This window comes from Tatumella morbirosei, assembly GCF_000757425.2.
GTDB classification, from domain to species: Bacteria; Pseudomonadota; Gammaproteobacteria; order Enterobacterales; family Enterobacteriaceae; genus Tatumella; species Tatumella morbirosei.
This window is the reverse complement of record NZ_JPKR02000003.1, coordinates 683,333-699,833: the sequence shown is the minus strand read 5'-3', so window position 1 is coordinate 699,833 and position 16,501 is coordinate 683,333. Positions and strand designations below refer to the sequence as shown.

The following is a 16,501-nucleotide window of genomic DNA, read 5'->3' as shown; positions in this document are numbered from 1 at the left end:
GCCTTAATAATGAGTGGCTGATTATTGCTAAGTGCATTCAGGAAGTGAATATAATCTCGAAAAACTGAATGTATTTCTGGTTAATTAATTAAATGATAAACTGCTGATAATAATTTTGGCTGGGATTTTTTTATCTATTAGGCAGGAGGGATTGTATGAATAATTTATTTTTAAAATTATTCATCAGACCGTCCCGGTTCTTCCAGATACTGCTGAGTCGTGATTTGTCGGCAATAGCGAGTTATCATGACGTTCCTGAAACAGGGTGGCGCAGGCATGCATTTCTCAATGCCTCGCAGGTCAGCGAGGAAGAGATCAATCGTTTTGCAGGTTGGTAGCTTGTAGGTCAGAAAGAGTTCTGTCAGATATGCTGCCGTAAACCGGTGGTTATTATTCCTTATTATCCAGAATAAAGCAGGCAATATAGTGCTGATGCCTATATTGCCTGTTTATCAATGGATCACATTCTGCCAGCCCCTCTGTTGTTCAGAGAAATTCAGCTCATTTTCACCACTTCAGGCTCTGACTTTCACCGTCCTGCGTGCTGACAGCAAATAGGCCGCAACCACACAGGCTAGGATAAACCACGGAATTAGCGTAATGACTTCCGAATCGCTACCGCTGAGGGTTTGCAGATTATTAATCACCAGAATAATGGTGACCGCCATGCAGATAAACGACAGTACCGGGGCCCAGAACACGGTAAATGCCTGGTGTGATGATTTTCTCTGGCGAAAGAACATCACAACCGCCACGCAAACTCCCAGTTGCAGAACCAGAATACACAGGGTAGCGAGTGCTGAACCTACTGCAAAAATATGTACCATCGGGTCCAGACCGACGCCGCCGATACCGGCCAGTAATAACAGCATAATGGCGCTATGCAGGTGGCTGGCGTTGTGTGGGGTGCCGTTAGACGGGTGGGTTTTGCACAACTCTTTCCAGATGAGTCCGTCACGGCTGATATTGAAGATATAGCGCGAGATATTGTTGTGAAATGCCAGGGTAGCGGCAAACAGGCTGGTAATCAGCAGTACCGACATCGTTTCGACGGCCCACTCTCCGACATACTGGCGGGTGATGTTAAAGACAAAATTACCGGGGTCTTTTGCAGCAATGGCCACTATCTGATCAAAACCGTAGGCCTGAATCAGTGCCCAGCTGGTAAAACAGAAGAAGCCGGTAATCAACAGTAATGCACACAGCGTAGCACGGGGAACGGTTTTTTCCGGGTTCTTACACTCCTCGGCATAGATAGCGGTGGATTCAAAACCGATAAAACTGGCGATGGTGAAAATAAAAGCAATCCCGAGGTTTCCATGCAGAAATACCGAAGGTTCAAAAGACTGGAAACTGTAAGGCGCATTTTTCTTCACCAGCAAGGCAATATCGGTTACCAGGACAATGCCCACTTCTGCCAGCATGAGTACCCCAAGAATCTTACCGCCAATCTCGACCCGCTTAACACTCAGCATCCAGACAATCAGAATAAACAACATGCTTAACAGCCACCACGGGATATCAGCCCCTGTGTGCTGGTGAATAAACGCGGCAGTGAAATAGCCCAGCATTGCCACAATCGCAATCTGAATCGAAATATAAGCCATCAGTGCCAGTACCGAGGCAGATGCCCCCCAGTCTTTACCTATTCCGGTAGCAATATAAGTGTAAAACGCTCCCGAATTTTTGACGTGTCGGCTCATGGCTATAAACCCGACCGAAAACAGCATCAGGATAATGCAGGAAAAAATATAAAACACCGGAATGCCACCACCGTTACCGGAAATAATAGCCACAGGCAGTCCGCCGACTACCCCGGTCAGGGGGGACGCAGCAGCGACAACAAAGAAGACCAGGGAGAAAAGACCTAATGTATTTTTACGTAATCCGGAGTGCTCGCTCATCGCTGATACCTCTGTCAGAAGAGAAATCGCTCAGGCGATAAAGCCAACCTGAGGCAGGTAATTTCCTGCATCATTTCTCAGTGACTGCGGCGGCGTATAGAATAAATCGGACAGGTGAACAGTGCAGTGCTGCACTGTTTTAGGGATTAATGGAAACGTAACCGGTGCTGATATTTATCACCTGCAATATGTTTCTGATAGTCGCCAGGCGTGGTACTCACCGACCTCTTAAATTCCCGCAGAAAATGGGACTGATCACTGAATCCCAGATCGAATGCCAAATCACTGAATGACACGCTTTGCTGGCTGTGAAGACTGTTCAGTGCCGACTGACACCTGAGGATTTTGCAAAATGCCTTAGGTGACAGGCCTGTATCCTGACGGAACTGGCGCTGTATGGTCCGACAGGAGTAGCCGGTGAGCGTTTCTAACTCGTCAATCCGGATATTGCCCTTGTATTGTTGCATGGTATTTATTACCTGGCTGGTCAGAGGGGAGGATTTTCTGACCAGTCGCGGGGTAAAAAACGCATTAAACAGGGCAATTTTTCTCTGGAAATCAGAGGTCTGAATAATCAGCTCAAAGGCCTGGCGCGCATCCGGTACTACATCCATAAAGCTGAACTCGCGATCCGGAATTTCTCCGGCGCTGACATCCAGGAAATCGGGGATCACTCCGGGGGCGAAGCGTACACCAAAGTAATGATGGTGATGTTTCATATCAGCCCCACGGGCTTCCAGGGTGGTACCGCACACTCTGCCGCAAGGATTCAGTGCATCGCAGTCAAATAAAATATCCACGCAGCCATCGGGAACTGCCTGAGTCACTTCTGCCGAAGGAGCGATATCAAAACTGTAAAAATGGGAGATAGCCGGATTGGCCGAGCCCAGCAACGAGTAGTGCCGGGCGGCATTCAGGACAAACCAGGGCTGTTCCGGCTGAAAACATCCTGATCTCACATAACTATTGCTCTGCATACATCACCCTGCACGGGAAGTTAAAAATAAGTTAAAGCAATTCCTGTGCCAGCGTTTTTATGGCGATGTCGCAAATATTCAATACAGCCCAGCCAGCGTCGCGGTATTTCTGTCAGCACCGTTGGTCACCGGGATGCAGTACCCGGATGTTCAACACTTAATCCGACTTTCTGAATATTGCGGCGCGAAGCCGTCCGGGAGATCAACATGAGTGATTCAACCAGGATTGATTTTATCTATTTATCTGAGCAGGACATGATCCGTGCCGGTGTGACAGACATGGCTGCCTGTGTCGACACGATGGAAGAGATGTTCGGGTTGTTGTATCACGGAGATTACCGTATGGCGGGTCCGAACAGCGACTCCCACGGCGCTATGGTGACTTTCCCCGAAAACTCGCCATTTCCGTCAATGCCGAAACCCACGGCCGATCGCCGGATGATGGCCATGCCAGCTTATCTGGGAGGGAATTTTCGAACTTCCGGAGTGAAATGGTACGGCTCAAATATCGCGAACCGGGAAAAAGGTCTGCCACGTTCCATTCTGCTGATGACCCTGAATGATGCCGATACCGGAGCGCCTCTGGCGCATATGTCAGCTAATCTGCTGTCGGCTTACCGTACCGGCGCGATTCCCGGGGTAGGAGCAAAGCATCTGGCACGTAAAGATTCACGGGTAGTGGGGCTGCTGGGGCCCGGGGTCATGGGTAAAACCACGCTGGCGGCATTTATGGCTGTCTGCCCACAGATTGATACCCTGAAAGTGAAAGGCCGTGGTCAGCACAGTCTGGATAAATTTCTGAGCTGGGTTGCTCAAAGCTACCCGCAGATCACCACAGTGCAGGTAGTAGATAGCCTGGAAGCGCTGGTGCGCGACAGTGACATTGTGACCTACTGCAATTCAGGAGAAACCGGAGACCCTTCTGCTTACCCGCTGGTTAAACGGGAGTGGGTCAAAGCGGGCGCATTCCTGGCTATGCCTGCGTTATGCAACATCGATGAAGCTATGGAACAACCTGATATTCGTAAAGTTCTTGATAACACCCGTCTGTATGAAGCCTGGGCAGAAGAGGTTCCGGCACCCGCCCACAATACTATTCCAATTATCGGCGTTCGTTTTATGGACATGATTGCCGAAGGAAAACTGCAACCACAGCAGCTTGAAGATATGGGGAAAATTGTTGCCGGTGCTGCCCCGGGACGTACTAACGATCAGGAGATCATCATCATGTCTGTCGGCGGGATGCCGGTCGAAGATGTTGCCTGGGCGACGGTGATTTACCGCAATGCTAAATCGCGTAGGATTGGTGTCACTCTGAATTTATGGGAAACCCCTGAACTTAGCTAACTGATAATACGAGGAAAGATAATGACTACTGTGACACGTTTAACCACCGGTTCTGAATTTGAAAAAAAAGCCAGCTACTCACGTATTGTGGCGGTAGATAACTGGATCTTTGTATCGAATACTGCGGGACGTAATCCGCTGACTAAACAAATCCCTGAGGATTTAAAGCAACAGACGCTGCAGGTATTTGCCAATATTGAGGCCGCACTGACGGCCGTGGATTCTTCTCTGAAAGATGTTGTTTGCTCACGGGTATTTATTCAGCAACCTGACGATGTTGCACCGGTGATGGAAATCATTGGTGAGAAGTTCCGTGGCATCAACCCGGCAACCACCGTCACCTGCCCGCCGCTGGGTTCCACTGTCTATCAAGTGGAGTTAGAAGTCACCGCTTTCCGTGGTGCCGGAACGGCAGAAGTCAGAGAAATCACTCTGTCACAGTAATCTGGAGAAAGCAGCTATGGCACCTGCAATACAGCCGGTTACAACCTCGTCAGGGATGCCGGCAGAAACCTCAGTGGTGATTATTGGCGGAGGAATTATCGGGTTGACTGCAGCACTCTGTCTGGCCGAACGCGGGATACCGGTGGTGGTTCTGGAAAAAGGCAGAATTGCCGCAGAACAGTCATCACGTAATCTGGGATGGATTCGTAAAACCAGCCGGGCAGCAGATGATGTTCCGCTGGCACAGGCGGCTGACCGGTTATGGGCAGCGATGGCTGAACGAACCGGTCATGATGTTGGGTATCTCCAGTCCGGAATTATGTTTGTTGCGCGCAATGAAGTACAGATGGCTTTGCATGAAAAATGGCACTCCGGTGTCAGCGGCCTGACGCTGGATACCCGCATATTATCAGCAAGTGAGATCGACCGTCTGGTGCCCGGCGGAAACAGTCGCTGGGCGGGGGGGATTTATACCGCTTCCGACGGACGTGCGGAACCGACCCTGGCGGCACCGGCCATTGCAGCAGCTGCGATGAAAAAGGGCGCAATTATCCTGGAGCATTGTGCTGTCAGAACAGTGGTCACCAGCGGTGGCAGTGTCTCGGGTGTTATCACCGAACAGGGTGAGATTCGTTGTGAACAGGTGTTGCTGGCTACCGGAGCCTGGTCGCGGCGCTTTCTCGGTAATCTGGGAATTAACCTGCCGACATTACCGTTGATTTGTTCTGTTCTTCGTACCCGACCGTTGCAGGGTCCCGGTGAGATTGCACTTGGCGCCCCGGACTTTTCGTTTCGGCGGCATTACAGTGGCGGCTATATAGTGACTCAGCGCGGAGCACTGGATGCTCCATTAACTCTCGACCATTTACGGCTGGGCAGACGTTATCTGCCCCAGTTGAAACAGGCCCGGGATAATCTGCGCATTTCACTGGGACGTGATTTTATTACCGATCTTGCCACGGCACGACGCTGGCGCAGCCATCAGACCACCCCGTTTGAGCGGCAGAGGGTGCTTGACCCGGCAGCCAATCCGAAGCTAAACCAGGAAGCGCTGACTAACCTTCGGGCAGCCTGGCCGGTATTTGATCAGGCGACAGTCGCTGAATCCTGGGCGGGAGTAATTGATGTCACCCCTGACTCCACTCCGGTTATCGGCCCGGTAGATTCATTACCCGGGCTGACTCTGGCCTGTGGCTTTTCCGGACATGGTTTTGGAACTTCACCGGCCGCAGGTCAGCTGGCCGCCGATCTGGTCAGCGGTGCGACGCCACTGGTGGATCCGGCACCTTATCGTTTCTCCAGGTTAGCCTGATTCAGGAGTCCGGAAGACCGGTTATCAGTCACAGAATAAATGATGACTGATAACCGGAACGCCCGACCATAGCGCTGACGGGGTTGGTGAGCCATCGTCATTTACTGGCATGGTTACCAGTAAGCTTAATAATCCGGGAGTGGTCTGATTAAGTTTTTTACGATTTTAACTGGAATACTGGAAATTATTGAACTAAGTTAACCCGCAATATGCAGTTGATTACTCTGATTACTGCCGTCAGATATCGCAGGGTTTGCTCATTATGCCGTTTAATTCAGGCTTGCCGAAGTCGTCTATCCTATTCTTTTTAATTACATTTATACTGTTTATTATTCCGTTAAGTCTTGCCCGGAGCCATAACATTGTATTTTTTTGGCCGGTAAATACAGTCTCGGCGTTACTCATGTTGTATATCGCGAGAAGAAATTCCCGATGTCGACGAACGACGGCTATTTTTCTCTATAGTCTGTATCTTCTGGCTGGAATATTAGCATCGTTAATGGGTGATGATACTAATCCTGTCTATCAGTTACTGGTCCTGGTATGGATTAACTCTTTGCAGATGATATTTATTCCGCTGACAATCGCGATATTGGTGAAAAAGCACTGGCTTATTTTTCCTTACCGAAAAACCATGATAATGCTGATTCCGGTGGTTTGTGCCAGTCTGCTACAGTCACTATGCTATGCGGTGTTTGTCGCTTACACCCAACAGCACGTGTCGTTATTTGGTTTGATTGAATGGACCAGCGAGCAACTGGCCACCGGGTTGATCATGGTGATGATCGTCTATCCGTTTTTTTTCCTCAGGCTTTACCGGTGACTGGAATTAAAAGGCAGCGTTTTATAGTGCTGTTTGGTTTTATGGTATTGGTTCAGTTTATGATGTTTTTTAATTACTGGCTTGGCGTCTCATCCATCGCGGCGCTGGCGCTGTTTATCTCTGCCCGTTATCTTAACTTTTACGCATCAGTCTTTTATAACGGATTGTTTTTACTGATGTGTTCGTTGATGCGTGGTTATTATTATCTGAAGACTGATGCCGTAATCTTTGGCAACAGTATATACCGGGAGATATTTTCTCACCGACTGGAAGATATTTCTCTGGCGATTATTTCCGTGTTTCTGTGTGAGTTAATGCACTGGAAACAACGTGCCGTAAACAAGATGACCCGACAGTCAGAAACGGATTATTTAACAAAGCTGTATAATCGTCGCTACGTATTTTCGAATAAAACCACCATTATTTCGGGGCAGCAACAAGGTTTTATCTTGCTGGATATCGATAACTTTAAAAGTATTAATGACAATTATGGTCACGACAGCGGAGATGAGGTGCTTAAGTCAATTTCCGTAACCTTAAAAGAGTTACGCTACCCGGGCATGATAATTTCCCGATGGGGGGGTGAGGAATTTTTTGTTACCTTCAGCAGTCATCATCGTGGTGAATTTGTTGCTTTTTGCGATCAACTTCTGGATGCGGTCCGAACCACCAGGGTCAACGGCGGCCATCCGAAAATTCCCCGGGTGACGGTAAGTTGTGGTGCGGTGTTTAACTCTGATTATCAGGGGAATTTTGAAAATATGATTTCCGTCGCCGATAAAATGCTCTATCAGGCAAAAGCCCGGGGAAAAGATTGTTATGTGATCTACGATATCTGATTCACAGGGTGAGTGGCTGAAAACATCCTGTGTTTCTGGCTGGTCGTGGATTCGTTGTCATTAGTTTTATCCGCTGCCGGTCATTCAGCACAGTGAATGGCAGGAGGTGAGTTCCTGTCGTCAGCAGTTATCAATCAGAGTAAACTGGTCGGCGTTTTCCGTCTCATCAGCTGATTATGCCAGGAGTGTTTATGTCTGAAACCAACGTTATCCGTATTGCCGCTGCGGTTATTACCGACAGACAACAGAGAATGCTGTTGGTGAGGAAAAAAAATACCCGCTATTTTATGCAACCAGGCGGTAAAATCGAGCCACAGGAATCGGCACAAGCCGCAGTGATCAGAGAATTGCAGGAAGAACTTGGCGTTTCGCTAAAGGATTCTCTGTTAACACCGATGGGGGAGTTCACTGATGATGCCGCGAATGAACCAGGTTATATGGTCCACGCCACCCTGTTTCGTCATGAGCAACCGCTGAGTGAGGTGGTGGCAGCCGCCGAAATTGAGGAAGTCCGCTGGGTATCCCGCGAGGAAGCCAGCAGCATACTGCTGGCTCCGCTGACCAAAAATATCATTATTCCGCACGTATGGGGTAAAGTTAACGGTTAACGTCACCCCCCAGTCTGGCTGAGAGTGAAGAAGCTATCTCCAGCAATTTTTTACCTATGGTGTCAATGGTGTGCGGCCCGGCTTCCTGTTGCAACAGACTCACAGCCAGACCCGCCACCGCCTGGCCGGAGAAATCCCTGACTGGTGCGCCAATACACAACATGCCTTCGCGGATCTGCCCGTTATCGATGGAATAACCACATCCCCTGACATGGGCTAATTCTGCCGTTAAGGCATTGACAGAATCCACACTGTGGCTGGTCAGTGGTTCCGGCCAGCGGTCGGCAAAGCGTCGGCAGATCTCTTCATCACTTAACGTACTGAGAATGGCTTTACCGGTCGCAGTGAATGGCGCGGGCAGTCGCATGCCAATGCTGAAGGTAAAACCCAGAGCGGCTTTACTGTTGGAACAGGCAATGTAGACCACCTGGCAGTCATCCAGTACCGTGAGGGTAACGGTAAATTCACGTAGTTCATTTCGTCCCTGTAACAGGCGCTGAAATTCTTCAACCAAATCGGTCTGGCACAGGAAAGCATTTGCCCAACTCATGATTCGGGAACCGACCCGGTAAGTGCCGTCACTGTTGCGAATCAGCATGCCTTCATCTACCAACGCAGCACAGAGACCATGTACCGAACTCTTTGGCAGCCCGAGTTGGCTGACAATTTGGGTAAAGCTGAGCGGTGAGGGAGACTGACTGATCAGATCAAGGATCTGCACTGAGCGGCGAAGTGCAGGCACTGTCACTCCAGGTTTTTCTTCTGCTGAAATTTTAGGCATCGATCGCACTTCCATAACAGTAATTTGACGTTTTATTAATAATTGCGCAAAATTCATTCTAATGAATCTAGTTCAACTGGTTGAACTTTGTCCACCGGAACCGGAGAAAATGATGCTTAAATTAGACGATCCTTCCCTGTTAAGGGAAACCTGTCTGCTGGCAGGAGAATGGCGCTCAGCCGCGGATGGCGCGACTCTGGCGGTAAATAACCCTGCAACCCTTGATATCATCGCCCATGTTCCCCGCCTCGCACAGGCAGAAGTGGAACAGGCGGTGGTCTCCGCTCAGCAAGCCTTCGAACAGTGGAGACAACAAACTGCCGGTCAGCGCTGTGCTTTGCTACGCCGTTGGTTCGAATTGATTACCGAAAACAGCGAAGATCTGGCGGCGATTATGACGGCCGAACAAGGGAAGCCGTTGGCTGAATCACGTGGTGAAGTGAGCTACGCGGCCTCATTTATCGAATGGTTCGCCGAAGAAGGCAAGCGTACTTATGGTGATGTTATTCCGCCGACTCAGGCCGATAAACGGCTGCTGGTGATTAAACAGCCAGTTGGCGTCTGTGCTGCTATCACTCCCTGGAATTTTCCTGCCGCCATGATCACCCGTAAAGCCGGACCTGCACTGGCGGCGGGCTGTGTGATGATTGTGAAACCCGCCAAACAGACTCCATTGACGGCACTGGCACTGGGAGAACTAGCGATGCGTGCAGGGATTCCGGCGGGTGTCCTGCAGGTGATTACCGGTGACTCCAAAGTTATTGGCGGGGTTTTGACCCGCAGTGATGTGGTCAGGAAGTTATCATTTACTGGTTCGACGGCAATTGGCCGGTCGCTAATGGCAGATTGTGCACCAACACTGAAACGATTATCACTGGAACTGGGGGGCAATGCGCCGTTTATTGTTTTTGATGATGCAAATCTGGAGGAGGCGGTGGAAGGGGCGTTGCAGTCAAAATACCGCAATGCCGGTCAGACCTGTGTCTGTACAAACCGTTTTCTGGTGCAGTCCGGAATATACGACCGCTTTGCACAACGGCTGGCAGAGCGAGTGGCTGAACTGAAAATTGGTGACGGTACCGATGAAGGCGTTCAGATAGGCCCACTGATAGATGAGAACGCAGTGGTCAAGGTGCAACAACATCTCAAAGACGCGCAGCAAAAGGGCGGTCAGGTCACCACCGGCGGTGAGCGACTAACGCCTGAGGGGCTGTTTATTACCCCTGCGGTGATAGTGAATGCGGACCGGGAAATGTTGGTCGCACGTGAAGAAACCTTCGGGCCGGTAGCACCATTGTTCCGTTTTGATACCGAACAGCAGGCGATCGAAATGGCGAACGATACTGAATTCGGGCTGGCAGCTTATTTTTATACCGAAAACAGCCGACGGATGTGGCGGGTCTCTGAGGCTCTGGAATACGGCATGGTGGGTCACAATACCGGACTGATTTCGAACGAGGTCGCTCCGTTTGGCGGGATTAAACAGTCAGGGATTGGCAGAGAAGGTTCAAAATACGGTATCGATGAGTATCTGGAGATTAAGTATCTCTGCACTACCACAGGCTGAGCAGACACTTTTTTCACTGCAACGTTTATTGCGGCAATCGCCGGTCAGTAAGGAATCCACTATGTCAGAGTTTATTAAGCCATTTGAATTTACCACGGTACCTTCCATTCTGGTGGAATGGGAAGGTGCGCGGCGTTTGGGAGAAATTCTTGCCGGTCGCTTTTCTGAACGCAATGTCCTGATTGTCACCGATGGTGGTCTGGTGAAGGCGGGTTTGCTGGAGCCGGTAGAACAGAGCCTGCGCAGTCACGGGTTTGAAGTGGCGGTGTTTGACCGCGTAGTGGCCGATCCCCCGGAAGCGCTGGTGCTTGAATCTGCTCAACGGGCAAAAGATCATCAGACCAGCCTGGTGATTGGGCTGGGAGGGGGATCTTCGCTGGATGTGGCAAAGATTACGGCAATTCTGGCAAATTCCTCTCAGGAACTGAGTGGGTTGTACGGTATTGATAATGTCCGGGGACAACGTCTGCCGCTGGTACAAATCCCGACCACGGCCGGGACAGGCTCCGAAGTGACTAATATTTCGATTCTTACGACCGGCGAGACCACCAAAATGGGTGTCGTGTCACGCCAGTTGTACTGTGATTTTGTGCTGCTGGACGCGCAACTCACCGTCGGGCTGCCTGCAACCCACACTGCGGCAACCGGGATTGATGCGATGGTCCATGCCATCGAGGCTTATACCAGCCAGCATAAAAAGAATCCGCTGTCAGATGCTCTGGCGCGGGAAGCTTTACGTCTGATTTCAGCGCAACTGGTGATTGCCTGTGGTGATGGCAGTAACCGCAAAGCCCGCGAAGCTGTTTTGTTGGGGGCAACCCTGGCCGGACAGGCATTCTCCAACTCTCCGGTGGCGGCGGTACATGCGCTGGCCTATCCGCTGGGCGGACATTATCACATCCCCCATGGGCTATCGAACGCCCTGATGTTGGGCGCGGTACTCCGATACAACGCGAAACAGGCGGCCCCTTTATACGCTGAACTGGCGGATGTGCTGAACGTGGGTGCCGGTGGCGATATTCAGACTCGCTGCGGTGCCTTTATCGACGAAATGATCCGCATTATGGATGAAAGCGGTGCGCCAAGGCGTTTACGCGATGTCGGTGTGAGGGAAGATACCCTGCCGCTACTGGCCTCTGACGCAATGAAGCAGACTCGTTTGCTGATAAATAACCCGGTTGAGGTTAGTGAAGCTGACGCGCTGGACCTGTACCGGCAGGCTTTTTAAGCCGCCGTCATTGTACCCTGGGTACTGCAAGCAAAGGACATCTCACCATGACTGATATTCGCTTATATATGTTTCAGACCGGCTCGCTGAAATGCAAAGTACACAACATCAAAATGAATCAGGGCGACGGCGCCGATTATGAAATACCGGTGCCGTTTTTCCTGCTTACTCATCCTCAGGGCCACACTCTGATAGACGGCGGGAATGCGGTGGAAACAGCCACTGATCCGAAAGGCTATTGGGGCGGCATCACTGATGTCTACTGGCCGGTCATGCGGGAAGATCAGGGATGTGTGGCGCAACTTAAAAAAATGGGTATCCGGCCGGAAGAGATTCGTTATGTATTGCAGTCGCATTTGCATCTTGATCATACCGGGGCGGTGGGCCGGTTCCCGAATGCCACCCATATTGTACAGCGCCGTGAATATGAGTATGCCTTTACTCCTGACTGGTTTGCCGCGGGTGGCTATATCCGTAATGATTTCGACCGTCCCGGCCTGAAGTGGGAGTTTCTCAACGGAGAAAATAATGATTTTTATGATATTTACGGCGACGGTACGCTGAAGACGGTCTTTACTCCCGGCCATTCCCCCGGACACCAGTCGGTACTGGTGACATTGCCAAACAGCGGTCCGTTGCTGCTGACCATCGATGCTGCCTACACCATGGATCACTGGGATGAAAAGGCCCTGCCTGGATTTATGTCTTCGGCAGTAGAAGCAGTACGTTCGGTGCAAAAGATGCATAGTGTGGTCGAGCGTACCGGGGCTAAAGTGGTGACCGGCCACGATCCCGATGCCTGGCCATCTTTCCGTCATGCTCCGGAATATTATGATTAACGATTGAGCAGTTAATATTTTGTCCGTACAGGAAAAATCCAGTACGGACAAAAATAGTACCGATCTGTGTTTTTTCAGAATTCATAGTAATAGTGTGATCAGCAGGATAAATCACAGGGCACTTACCGCAGCCCTGTGACTGACACAGACTCACTTCTTCTTATTTAGCATCGCCTGCAAATCGGCAAATGGATTATAGGTGGCCGCACCGATATCTTTTTGGGCATCATCTCCGGCGACAACGCGGGTGCCGTACTGATCGGCTTCCGTATATTTTGAGTGCTCATGATCATGACAATACAGACACAATAGTTCCCAGTTGCTGCCGTCTTCGGGATTATTGGTGTGGTCATGATCAATATGATGAACGGTCAGTTCACGCAGGTTTGAATAGACAAACTCCCGCGAGCAACGTCCGCATATCCACGGGTATATTTTGAGTGCCTTCTCGCGATAACCGCTTTCCAGCCGTGCATAGTTTTTGGGGATCAGTGCCATTGCTGCTACCTGTGAACAAGATAAAGTGGAACAAGCCGCTACTATAGCTTAACCCGGCAGATAATGGGAACGAGCAGGGGACGGGTTTTGTTTTTCATGATCAGGTCTGCTCAGGGAAGGGCCTTGCCGTGGTAGTCAGATTTTCGCCAACGCCTCCCAGGCTAATCTTTGGTTGCCCGCCCATCGTGTCGAAATCCTTAACCTTTTTAATCTCAGTCATCGTCATTTCAGAAGTCTCCCTGTTGAGTTAACTACTGACCGGGATCTGTTTTAGGTCGAAGTGATTACTATAAGTGACTATAACTATTGATGATTATCACTTTCTGGTTTGACGGACAAATAGCAATAAATGTTAAGGCCTGGATCCGGCGAAAGATATAATTACTTAAGTTTACATTAAGAATAATAAATGGTTACACTTTGCTGATAAACAGAACGAAATCTTTTGGCTATGACGTCTATTTCACCCGGGAGGGTGAAATTTTTAACGATCTTATCTTCAGTGATAACTTCGAACAATTTGTAGTTAAAAAATTTCCCAGTGGCAATCCTCTGCGTGATATTTATCTGGTCAGGTATATTTCAAAGTACTTCATTATCAAGCGTGACCGGGAAGTAGATCACCGGCTGGAAAAGCGGTTGCAGAATTTTATCTACCGATCTGCCAATCTCCGTCTGATGCACTATCTGAATCAGGGAAGGGAGTGGTTATTGAATTACACCCCGAATATCTATTTTATTGCTGAAAAGAAAAGGTTTCGTCAATGCATTGATAGTTATGCAGTTTTTGAATTCATTGATGGAGGGTCGATTGGCGAAATTGATCAGTCTAATATAGAACGGGTCAGTGAATGTATTTCGGCTCTTCATCGCGGTGGATTATCTTCCAATGATATTCATGCCGGAAACTTTATTATATGTGATGACGGGCGGTTGAAAGTGATTGATTTGTCATTTAAAGGCAGCCTGTCGTTGTGTAAAGCTAACGACATGCTGCTTCTGGAGAATAAATATCAGGTTCAGGTGACCCGGAAAAATTTCTATTATTATCTGCTGAAAATTAGAAATAACCTGCGTACTCTGTCGAGAAAAATACGCGGTAAGCTCTGAATTATTTTTCGCAGAAACAGAGTGTCAAAAATTTTCTGAAACAACTATCAACACGACTTATTGCAGAGACCACCGGTTTCACCACCAGCATTTGAATCGTGAATACCGGCTGTCATGTTATTTCTGCAGGAAAACCCGGGCACTGGATAACCTGTTGTGACTGACGGTAAAAATATCTTCACCACGTACCAGAAAAGGGTTATTTACGGGGCCGTATCCCCAACTGACACGAGCAATGCCATGATTCCACTGTACCGGAGCAGGAGTGAAAATAAAGCCGCTGTGCAGGGATTGTACTTTACCAATCGCCGCATTGACCTGTTCCATACCCTGATTAAGACCATTCTCGTCGGCAACAAAAAAGTCCGCTGTATAGACCGTTGGAAATTTTGCCGCTCGTTCAGCGGGATGGGGATCATTCCAGAGGGCAAAATGACGGTCAATCAGTTGCTGTAATCCCGCAGGTTCGGTCTGAGTTGCTTCTATATTCATGTTGATCTCCTTCGCAAAGACATTATGGGCACCGGTTAGCAGACCGGTGGCCAGTAACATAGTGCTGAATATTTTCTTCATCCGTTTATCCTCTTAGCCGGCAGTTTTTTCTTTACCGGTTAGTTCAATCTGAGAACCCCAGGGAGTCAGAAAGTAAAACCACTGGGTGCCATCGGCATTGGTGACCGGTTCACTCAGTATTTTCAGACCGGCTTTTTTCAACGCCTGGTATCCTGCCATCACGTCGCTGGTCTTCAGGGCAATATGGGTTTCGGCATCGTCGTCCTGGTGTGGGCGATGATGATCAATCTGTTTTCCGCTGTACTGAAACAGTTCTACGCCGGTACCATTCGGTAAGCGCACCATGGCAAAATGCTTAAGTTCGCTGGACTGATGCCAGTTATAGGCGGTTTTCCAGGCGGCCGGAATGGCCCCAGGCGCTATGTTGGATTCCAGTGTGGCGCCAAAGGTGGTCCGGAAAAAGCTGATAGCCTGGTTCAGGTCAGGAACGTTAATTCCGACATGATCTAAACCGGCAACGGTCACCAGTGGTGTCTGTGCGGCGCTGATTGCCGGGACTGAAAAACTGGCAGCACCCAATACCAGTGAGGAAGCGAACAACAATGAAGTGATTTTCTGGTGGCTCATGTTAATTATCCTTCAGATAAATGATTCACCCGACGAATCTTTGTTGCTGACCGTCGGTATCGTTTGGTTTAATCAGCATATCGACGGGGAGCTAATTTCAAAATAGAATGATTTGAAACTCATCATTGCAGATTTGAAATGAATAAATTCCCGGATTTTGAAGGACTCGCGATGTTTGCCAAAGTCGCCGAAGAAGGGTCATTCGCTGCGGCGGCCAGAGTGATGGGGGTGTCGGTACCCACCGTATCACGTGCTGTAGCCAGACTTGAGGAACGGTTAGGCGGGCGCCTGTTTAACCGCACCTCGCGGCAGTTGTCACTGACAGAGTTTGGTCAAAGCATGGCGGCAAAAGCCTCGGAGATATATCGTCAGGCAGAAGAGGTTGAAAGTGAAGCCCATGAACTTTCGGTGCAACCACGCGGTCAGATTCGTTTGGCGGTGCCTATGTCATTTGGTCTGCGCTGGGTTGCACCACTGTTACCGAAACTACTGGATCAGTTCCCCGAGCTGAGCGTCGATCTTCATCTGTCTGATGCCTCCGTGGATTTAATCGCTGATGGTTTTGACGCGGCATTGCGAATCGCGGCATTGCCGGATTCTTCGCTGGTAGCGCGTAAGATCTGTAACGTGACACAGTACCTGTTGGCTTCTCCGGACTACCTTACGCGCGAGGGAGTGCCTCAGCACCCGCGTGAACTGTCGGCCAGAACATGTTTTAGCTATGCTTATCGTGCCCGCAGCCAGGTGTGGCGTTTCACTCATCCTTCGGGTGCTCAGGAAGATGTCGTACCCAATGGCCCGTTGCGGGTGACAAATTCAGATGCATTACTGCCACCACTGCTGGACGGGCAGGGGATTGCCGAATTGCCGGACTTTATGGCGGCTGAGTATCTGAAAACGGGTCAGTTAATCCATCTGCTGGATGAATGGTCAATGACTCAGGGCGGGCTCTATTTTGTGACCCCGACAGCCCGCAGTCGTCCGCTCAAAGTGAAAGTGTTGTCAGATTTCTTTGTTAAGCACCTGAGTGATCCTGAGTGGGGTTAAGCTAAGACAGTGTCATTTACCGGACACTGTAACCATT

18 protein-coding genes are annotated in these 16,501 nt (G+C 49.7%); 12 read left to right on the top strand and 6 right to left on the bottom strand.

The features are described 5' to 3' along the window. Nucleotides 1-155: 155 nt before the first annotated feature. Nucleotides 156-338, top strand: a complete 183-nt coding sequence (locus tag HA49_RS06125) for a hypothetical protein (protein ID WP_038021209.1) — start codon at nucleotides 156-158, stop codon at nucleotides 336-338. Between the two features lie 177 nt (nucleotides 339-515). On the opposite strand, the gene HA49_RS06120 is transcribed toward HA49_RS06125, so the two are convergent. Together HA49_RS06120 and HA49_RS06115 are read right to left on the bottom strand one after the other, a co-directional pair. Then, nucleotides 516-1,904 carry an APC family permease gene (locus HA49_RS06120; RefSeq protein ID WP_038021207.1) on the bottom strand — a complete coding sequence of 463 codons (1,389 nt, stop codon included), beginning with the start codon at nucleotides 1,902-1,904 and terminating at the stop codon, nucleotides 516-518. A gap of 146 nt (nucleotides 1,905-2,050) precedes the next feature. After that, the gene (locus tag HA49_RS06115; protein WP_038021205.1) at nucleotides 2,051-2,881 is read right to left on the bottom strand and encodes a helix-turn-helix domain-containing protein; all 831 of its coding nucleotides are present in this window, start codon (nucleotides 2,879-2,881) and stop codon (nucleotides 2,051-2,053) included. 207 nt (nucleotides 2,882-3,088) lie between these two features. On the opposite strand from HA49_RS06115, the gene HA49_RS06110 reads away from it, so the two are divergent. The 6 genes from HA49_RS06110 (at nucleotide 3,089) to HA49_RS06085 (ending at nucleotide 8,254) form a co-directional block, all read left to right on the top strand. Then, complete coding sequence (locus HA49_RS06110) at nucleotides 3,089-4,228, top strand: ornithine cyclodeaminase family protein (RefSeq protein ID WP_038021203.1); 1,140 nt, start codon at nucleotides 3,089-3,091, stop codon at nucleotides 4,226-4,228. A gap of 21 nt (nucleotides 4,229-4,249) precedes the next feature. Beyond that, nucleotides 4,250-4,672, top strand: coding sequence for a RidA family protein (locus tag HA49_RS06105; RefSeq protein ID WP_038021201.1), 423 nt, complete (start codon nucleotides 4,250-4,252; stop codon nucleotides 4,670-4,672). 16 nt (nucleotides 4,673-4,688) lie between these two features. Further along, nucleotides 4,689-5,984, top strand: a complete 1,296-nt coding sequence (locus HA49_RS06100; protein WP_038021199.1) for an NAD(P)/FAD-dependent oxidoreductase — start codon at nucleotides 4,689-4,691, stop codon at nucleotides 5,982-5,984. Between the two features lie 499 nt (nucleotides 5,985-6,483). Next, on the top strand, nucleotides 6,484-6,807 hold the full coding sequence (locus HA49_RS06095; RefSeq protein ID WP_038021197.1) for a hypothetical protein: 324 nt from the start codon (nucleotides 6,484-6,486) through the stop codon (nucleotides 6,805-6,807). After that, complete coding sequence (locus tag HA49_RS06090) at nucleotides 6,804-7,646, top strand: GGDEF domain-containing protein (protein WP_038021195.1); 843 nt, start codon at nucleotides 6,804-6,806, stop codon at nucleotides 7,644-7,646. Before HA49_RS06095 ends, HA49_RS06090 begins: the two co-directional genes overlap by 4 nt. 191 nt (nucleotides 7,647-7,837) lie before the next feature. Beyond that, on the top strand, nucleotides 7,838-8,254 hold the full coding sequence (locus HA49_RS06085; protein ID WP_038021193.1) for an NUDIX hydrolase: 417 nt from the start codon (nucleotides 7,838-7,840) through the stop codon (nucleotides 8,252-8,254). Here HA49_RS06085 and HA49_RS06080 read toward each other — a convergent pair. Continuing rightward, complete coding sequence (locus HA49_RS06080; protein WP_046791694.1) at nucleotides 8,244-9,035, bottom strand: IclR family transcriptional regulator; 792 nt, start codon at nucleotides 9,033-9,035, stop codon at nucleotides 8,244-8,246. The genes HA49_RS06085 and HA49_RS06080 overlap by 11 nt on opposite strands. A 112-nt stretch (nucleotides 9,036-9,147) precedes the next feature. On the opposite strand from HA49_RS06080, the gene HA49_RS06075 reads away from it, so the two are divergent. Genes HA49_RS06075 through attM form a run of 3 tightly spaced genes read left to right on the top strand, consistent with a single transcriptional unit; the run spans nucleotide 9,148 to nucleotide 12,669 of the window. Next, nucleotides 9,148-10,602, top strand: coding sequence for an NAD-dependent succinate-semialdehyde dehydrogenase (locus tag HA49_RS06075; RefSeq protein ID WP_038021191.1), 1,455 nt, complete (start codon nucleotides 9,148-9,150; stop codon nucleotides 10,600-10,602). Then, a complete protein-coding gene (locus tag HA49_RS06070; RefSeq protein WP_245610159.1) occupies nucleotides 10,559-11,830 on the top strand; it encodes an iron-containing alcohol dehydrogenase in 1,272 nt (423 codons plus the stop codon). Before HA49_RS06075 ends, HA49_RS06070 begins: the two co-directional genes overlap by 44 nt. Nucleotides 11,831-11,877: 47 nt before the next feature. After that, the gene (attM, locus tag HA49_RS06065) at nucleotides 11,878-12,669 is read left to right on the top strand and encodes an AttM family quorum-quenching N-acyl homoserine lactonase (protein WP_211259047.1); all 792 of its coding nucleotides are present in this window, start codon (nucleotides 11,878-11,880) and stop codon (nucleotides 12,667-12,669) included. Between the two features lie 150 nt (nucleotides 12,670-12,819). Here attM and yajD read toward each other — a convergent pair whose 3' ends face one another. Further along, the gene (yajD, locus tag HA49_RS06060) at nucleotides 12,820-13,167 is read right to left on the bottom strand and encodes an HNH nuclease YajD (protein ID WP_038021188.1); all 348 of its coding nucleotides are present in this window, start codon (nucleotides 13,165-13,167) and stop codon (nucleotides 12,820-12,822) included. A gap of 420 nt (nucleotides 13,168-13,587) precedes the next feature. Here yajD and HA49_RS06055 point away from each other — a divergent pair, with 420 nt between their 5' ends. Beyond that, on the top strand, nucleotides 13,588-14,277 hold the full coding sequence (locus tag HA49_RS06055) for a lipopolysaccharide core heptose(II) kinase RfaY (RefSeq protein WP_038021185.1): 690 nt from the start codon (nucleotides 13,588-13,590) through the stop codon (nucleotides 14,275-14,277). Between the two features lie 117 nt (nucleotides 14,278-14,394). Here the strand turns inward: HA49_RS06055 and HA49_RS06050 are convergent, their stop codons facing one another. Then, nucleotides 14,395-14,850 (bottom strand): nuclear transport factor 2 family protein, encoded by a 456-nt coding sequence (locus tag HA49_RS06050; RefSeq protein ID WP_211259046.1) that lies wholly within the window; start codon nucleotides 14,848-14,850, stop codon nucleotides 14,395-14,397. Between the two features lie 12 nt (nucleotides 14,851-14,862). Next, entirely contained in the window at nucleotides 14,863-15,417 is a 555-nt protein-coding gene (locus HA49_RS06045) for a VOC family protein (protein WP_038021183.1), read from the bottom strand. A gap of 138 nt (nucleotides 15,418-15,555) precedes the next feature. Here HA49_RS06045 and HA49_RS06040 point away from each other — a divergent pair, with 138 nt between their 5' ends. Next, nucleotides 15,556-16,464, top strand: a complete 909-nt coding sequence (locus HA49_RS06040; protein WP_038021181.1) for a LysR family transcriptional regulator — start codon at nucleotides 15,556-15,558, stop codon at nucleotides 16,462-16,464. The last annotated feature ends 37 nt before the right edge of the window (nucleotides 16,465-16,501 follow it).

What these genes read in the sequence shown, in the direction of transcription:
- attM (WP_211259047.1), top strand. Translation starts at nt 11,878, where the DNA reads ATGACTGATATTCGCTTATATATGTTTCAGACCGGCTCGCTGAAATGC.
- HA49_RS06045 (WP_038021183.1), bottom strand. Translation starts at nt 15,417, where the DNA reads ATGAGCCACCAGAAAATCACTTCATTGTTGTTCGCTTCCTCACTGGTA.
- HA49_RS06080 (WP_046791694.1), bottom strand. Translation starts at nt 9,035, where the DNA reads ATGCCTAAAATTTCAGCAGAAGAAAAACCTGGAGTGACAGTGCCTGCA.
- HA49_RS06085 (WP_038021193.1), top strand. Translation starts at nt 7,838, where the DNA reads ATGTCTGAAACCAACGTTATCCGTATTGCCGCTGCGGTTATTACCGAC.
- HA49_RS06125 (WP_038021209.1), top strand. Translation starts at nt 156, where the DNA reads ATGAATAATTTATTTTTAAAATTATTCATCAGACCGTCCCGGTTCTTC.
- HA49_RS06110 (WP_038021203.1), top strand. Translation starts at nt 3,089, where the DNA reads ATGAGTGATTCAACCAGGATTGATTTTATCTATTTATCTGAGCAGGAC.
- HA49_RS06100 (WP_038021199.1), top strand. Translation starts at nt 4,689, where the DNA reads ATGGCACCTGCAATACAGCCGGTTACAACCTCGTCAGGGATGCCGGCA.
- HA49_RS06095 (WP_038021197.1), top strand. Translation starts at nt 6,484, where the DNA reads ATGGGTGATGATACTAATCCTGTCTATCAGTTACTGGTCCTGGTATGG.
- HA49_RS06070 (WP_245610159.1), top strand. Translation starts at nt 10,559, where the DNA reads ATGAGTATCTGGAGATTAAGTATCTCTGCACTACCACAGGCTGAGCAG.
- HA49_RS06120 (WP_038021207.1), bottom strand. Translation starts at nt 1,904, where the DNA reads ATGAGCGAGCACTCCGGATTACGTAAAAATACATTAGGTCTTTTCTCC.
- yajD (WP_038021188.1), bottom strand. Translation starts at nt 13,167, where the DNA reads ATGGCACTGATCCCCAAAAACTATGCACGGCTGGAAAGCGGTTATCGC.
- HA49_RS06115 (WP_038021205.1), bottom strand. Translation starts at nt 2,881, where the DNA reads ATGCAGAGCAATAGTTATGTGAGATCAGGATGTTTTCAGCCGGAACAG.
- HA49_RS06075 (WP_038021191.1), top strand. Translation starts at nt 9,148, where the DNA reads ATGCTTAAATTAGACGATCCTTCCCTGTTAAGGGAAACCTGTCTGCTG.
- HA49_RS06040 (WP_038021181.1), top strand. Translation starts at nt 15,556, where the DNA reads ATGAATAAATTCCCGGATTTTGAAGGACTCGCGATGTTTGCCAAAGTC.
- HA49_RS06105 (WP_038021201.1), top strand. Translation starts at nt 4,250, where the DNA reads ATGACTACTGTGACACGTTTAACCACCGGTTCTGAATTTGAAAAAAAA.
- HA49_RS06050 (WP_211259046.1), bottom strand. Translation starts at nt 14,850, where the DNA reads ATGAAGAAAATATTCAGCACTATGTTACTGGCCACCGGTCTGCTAACC.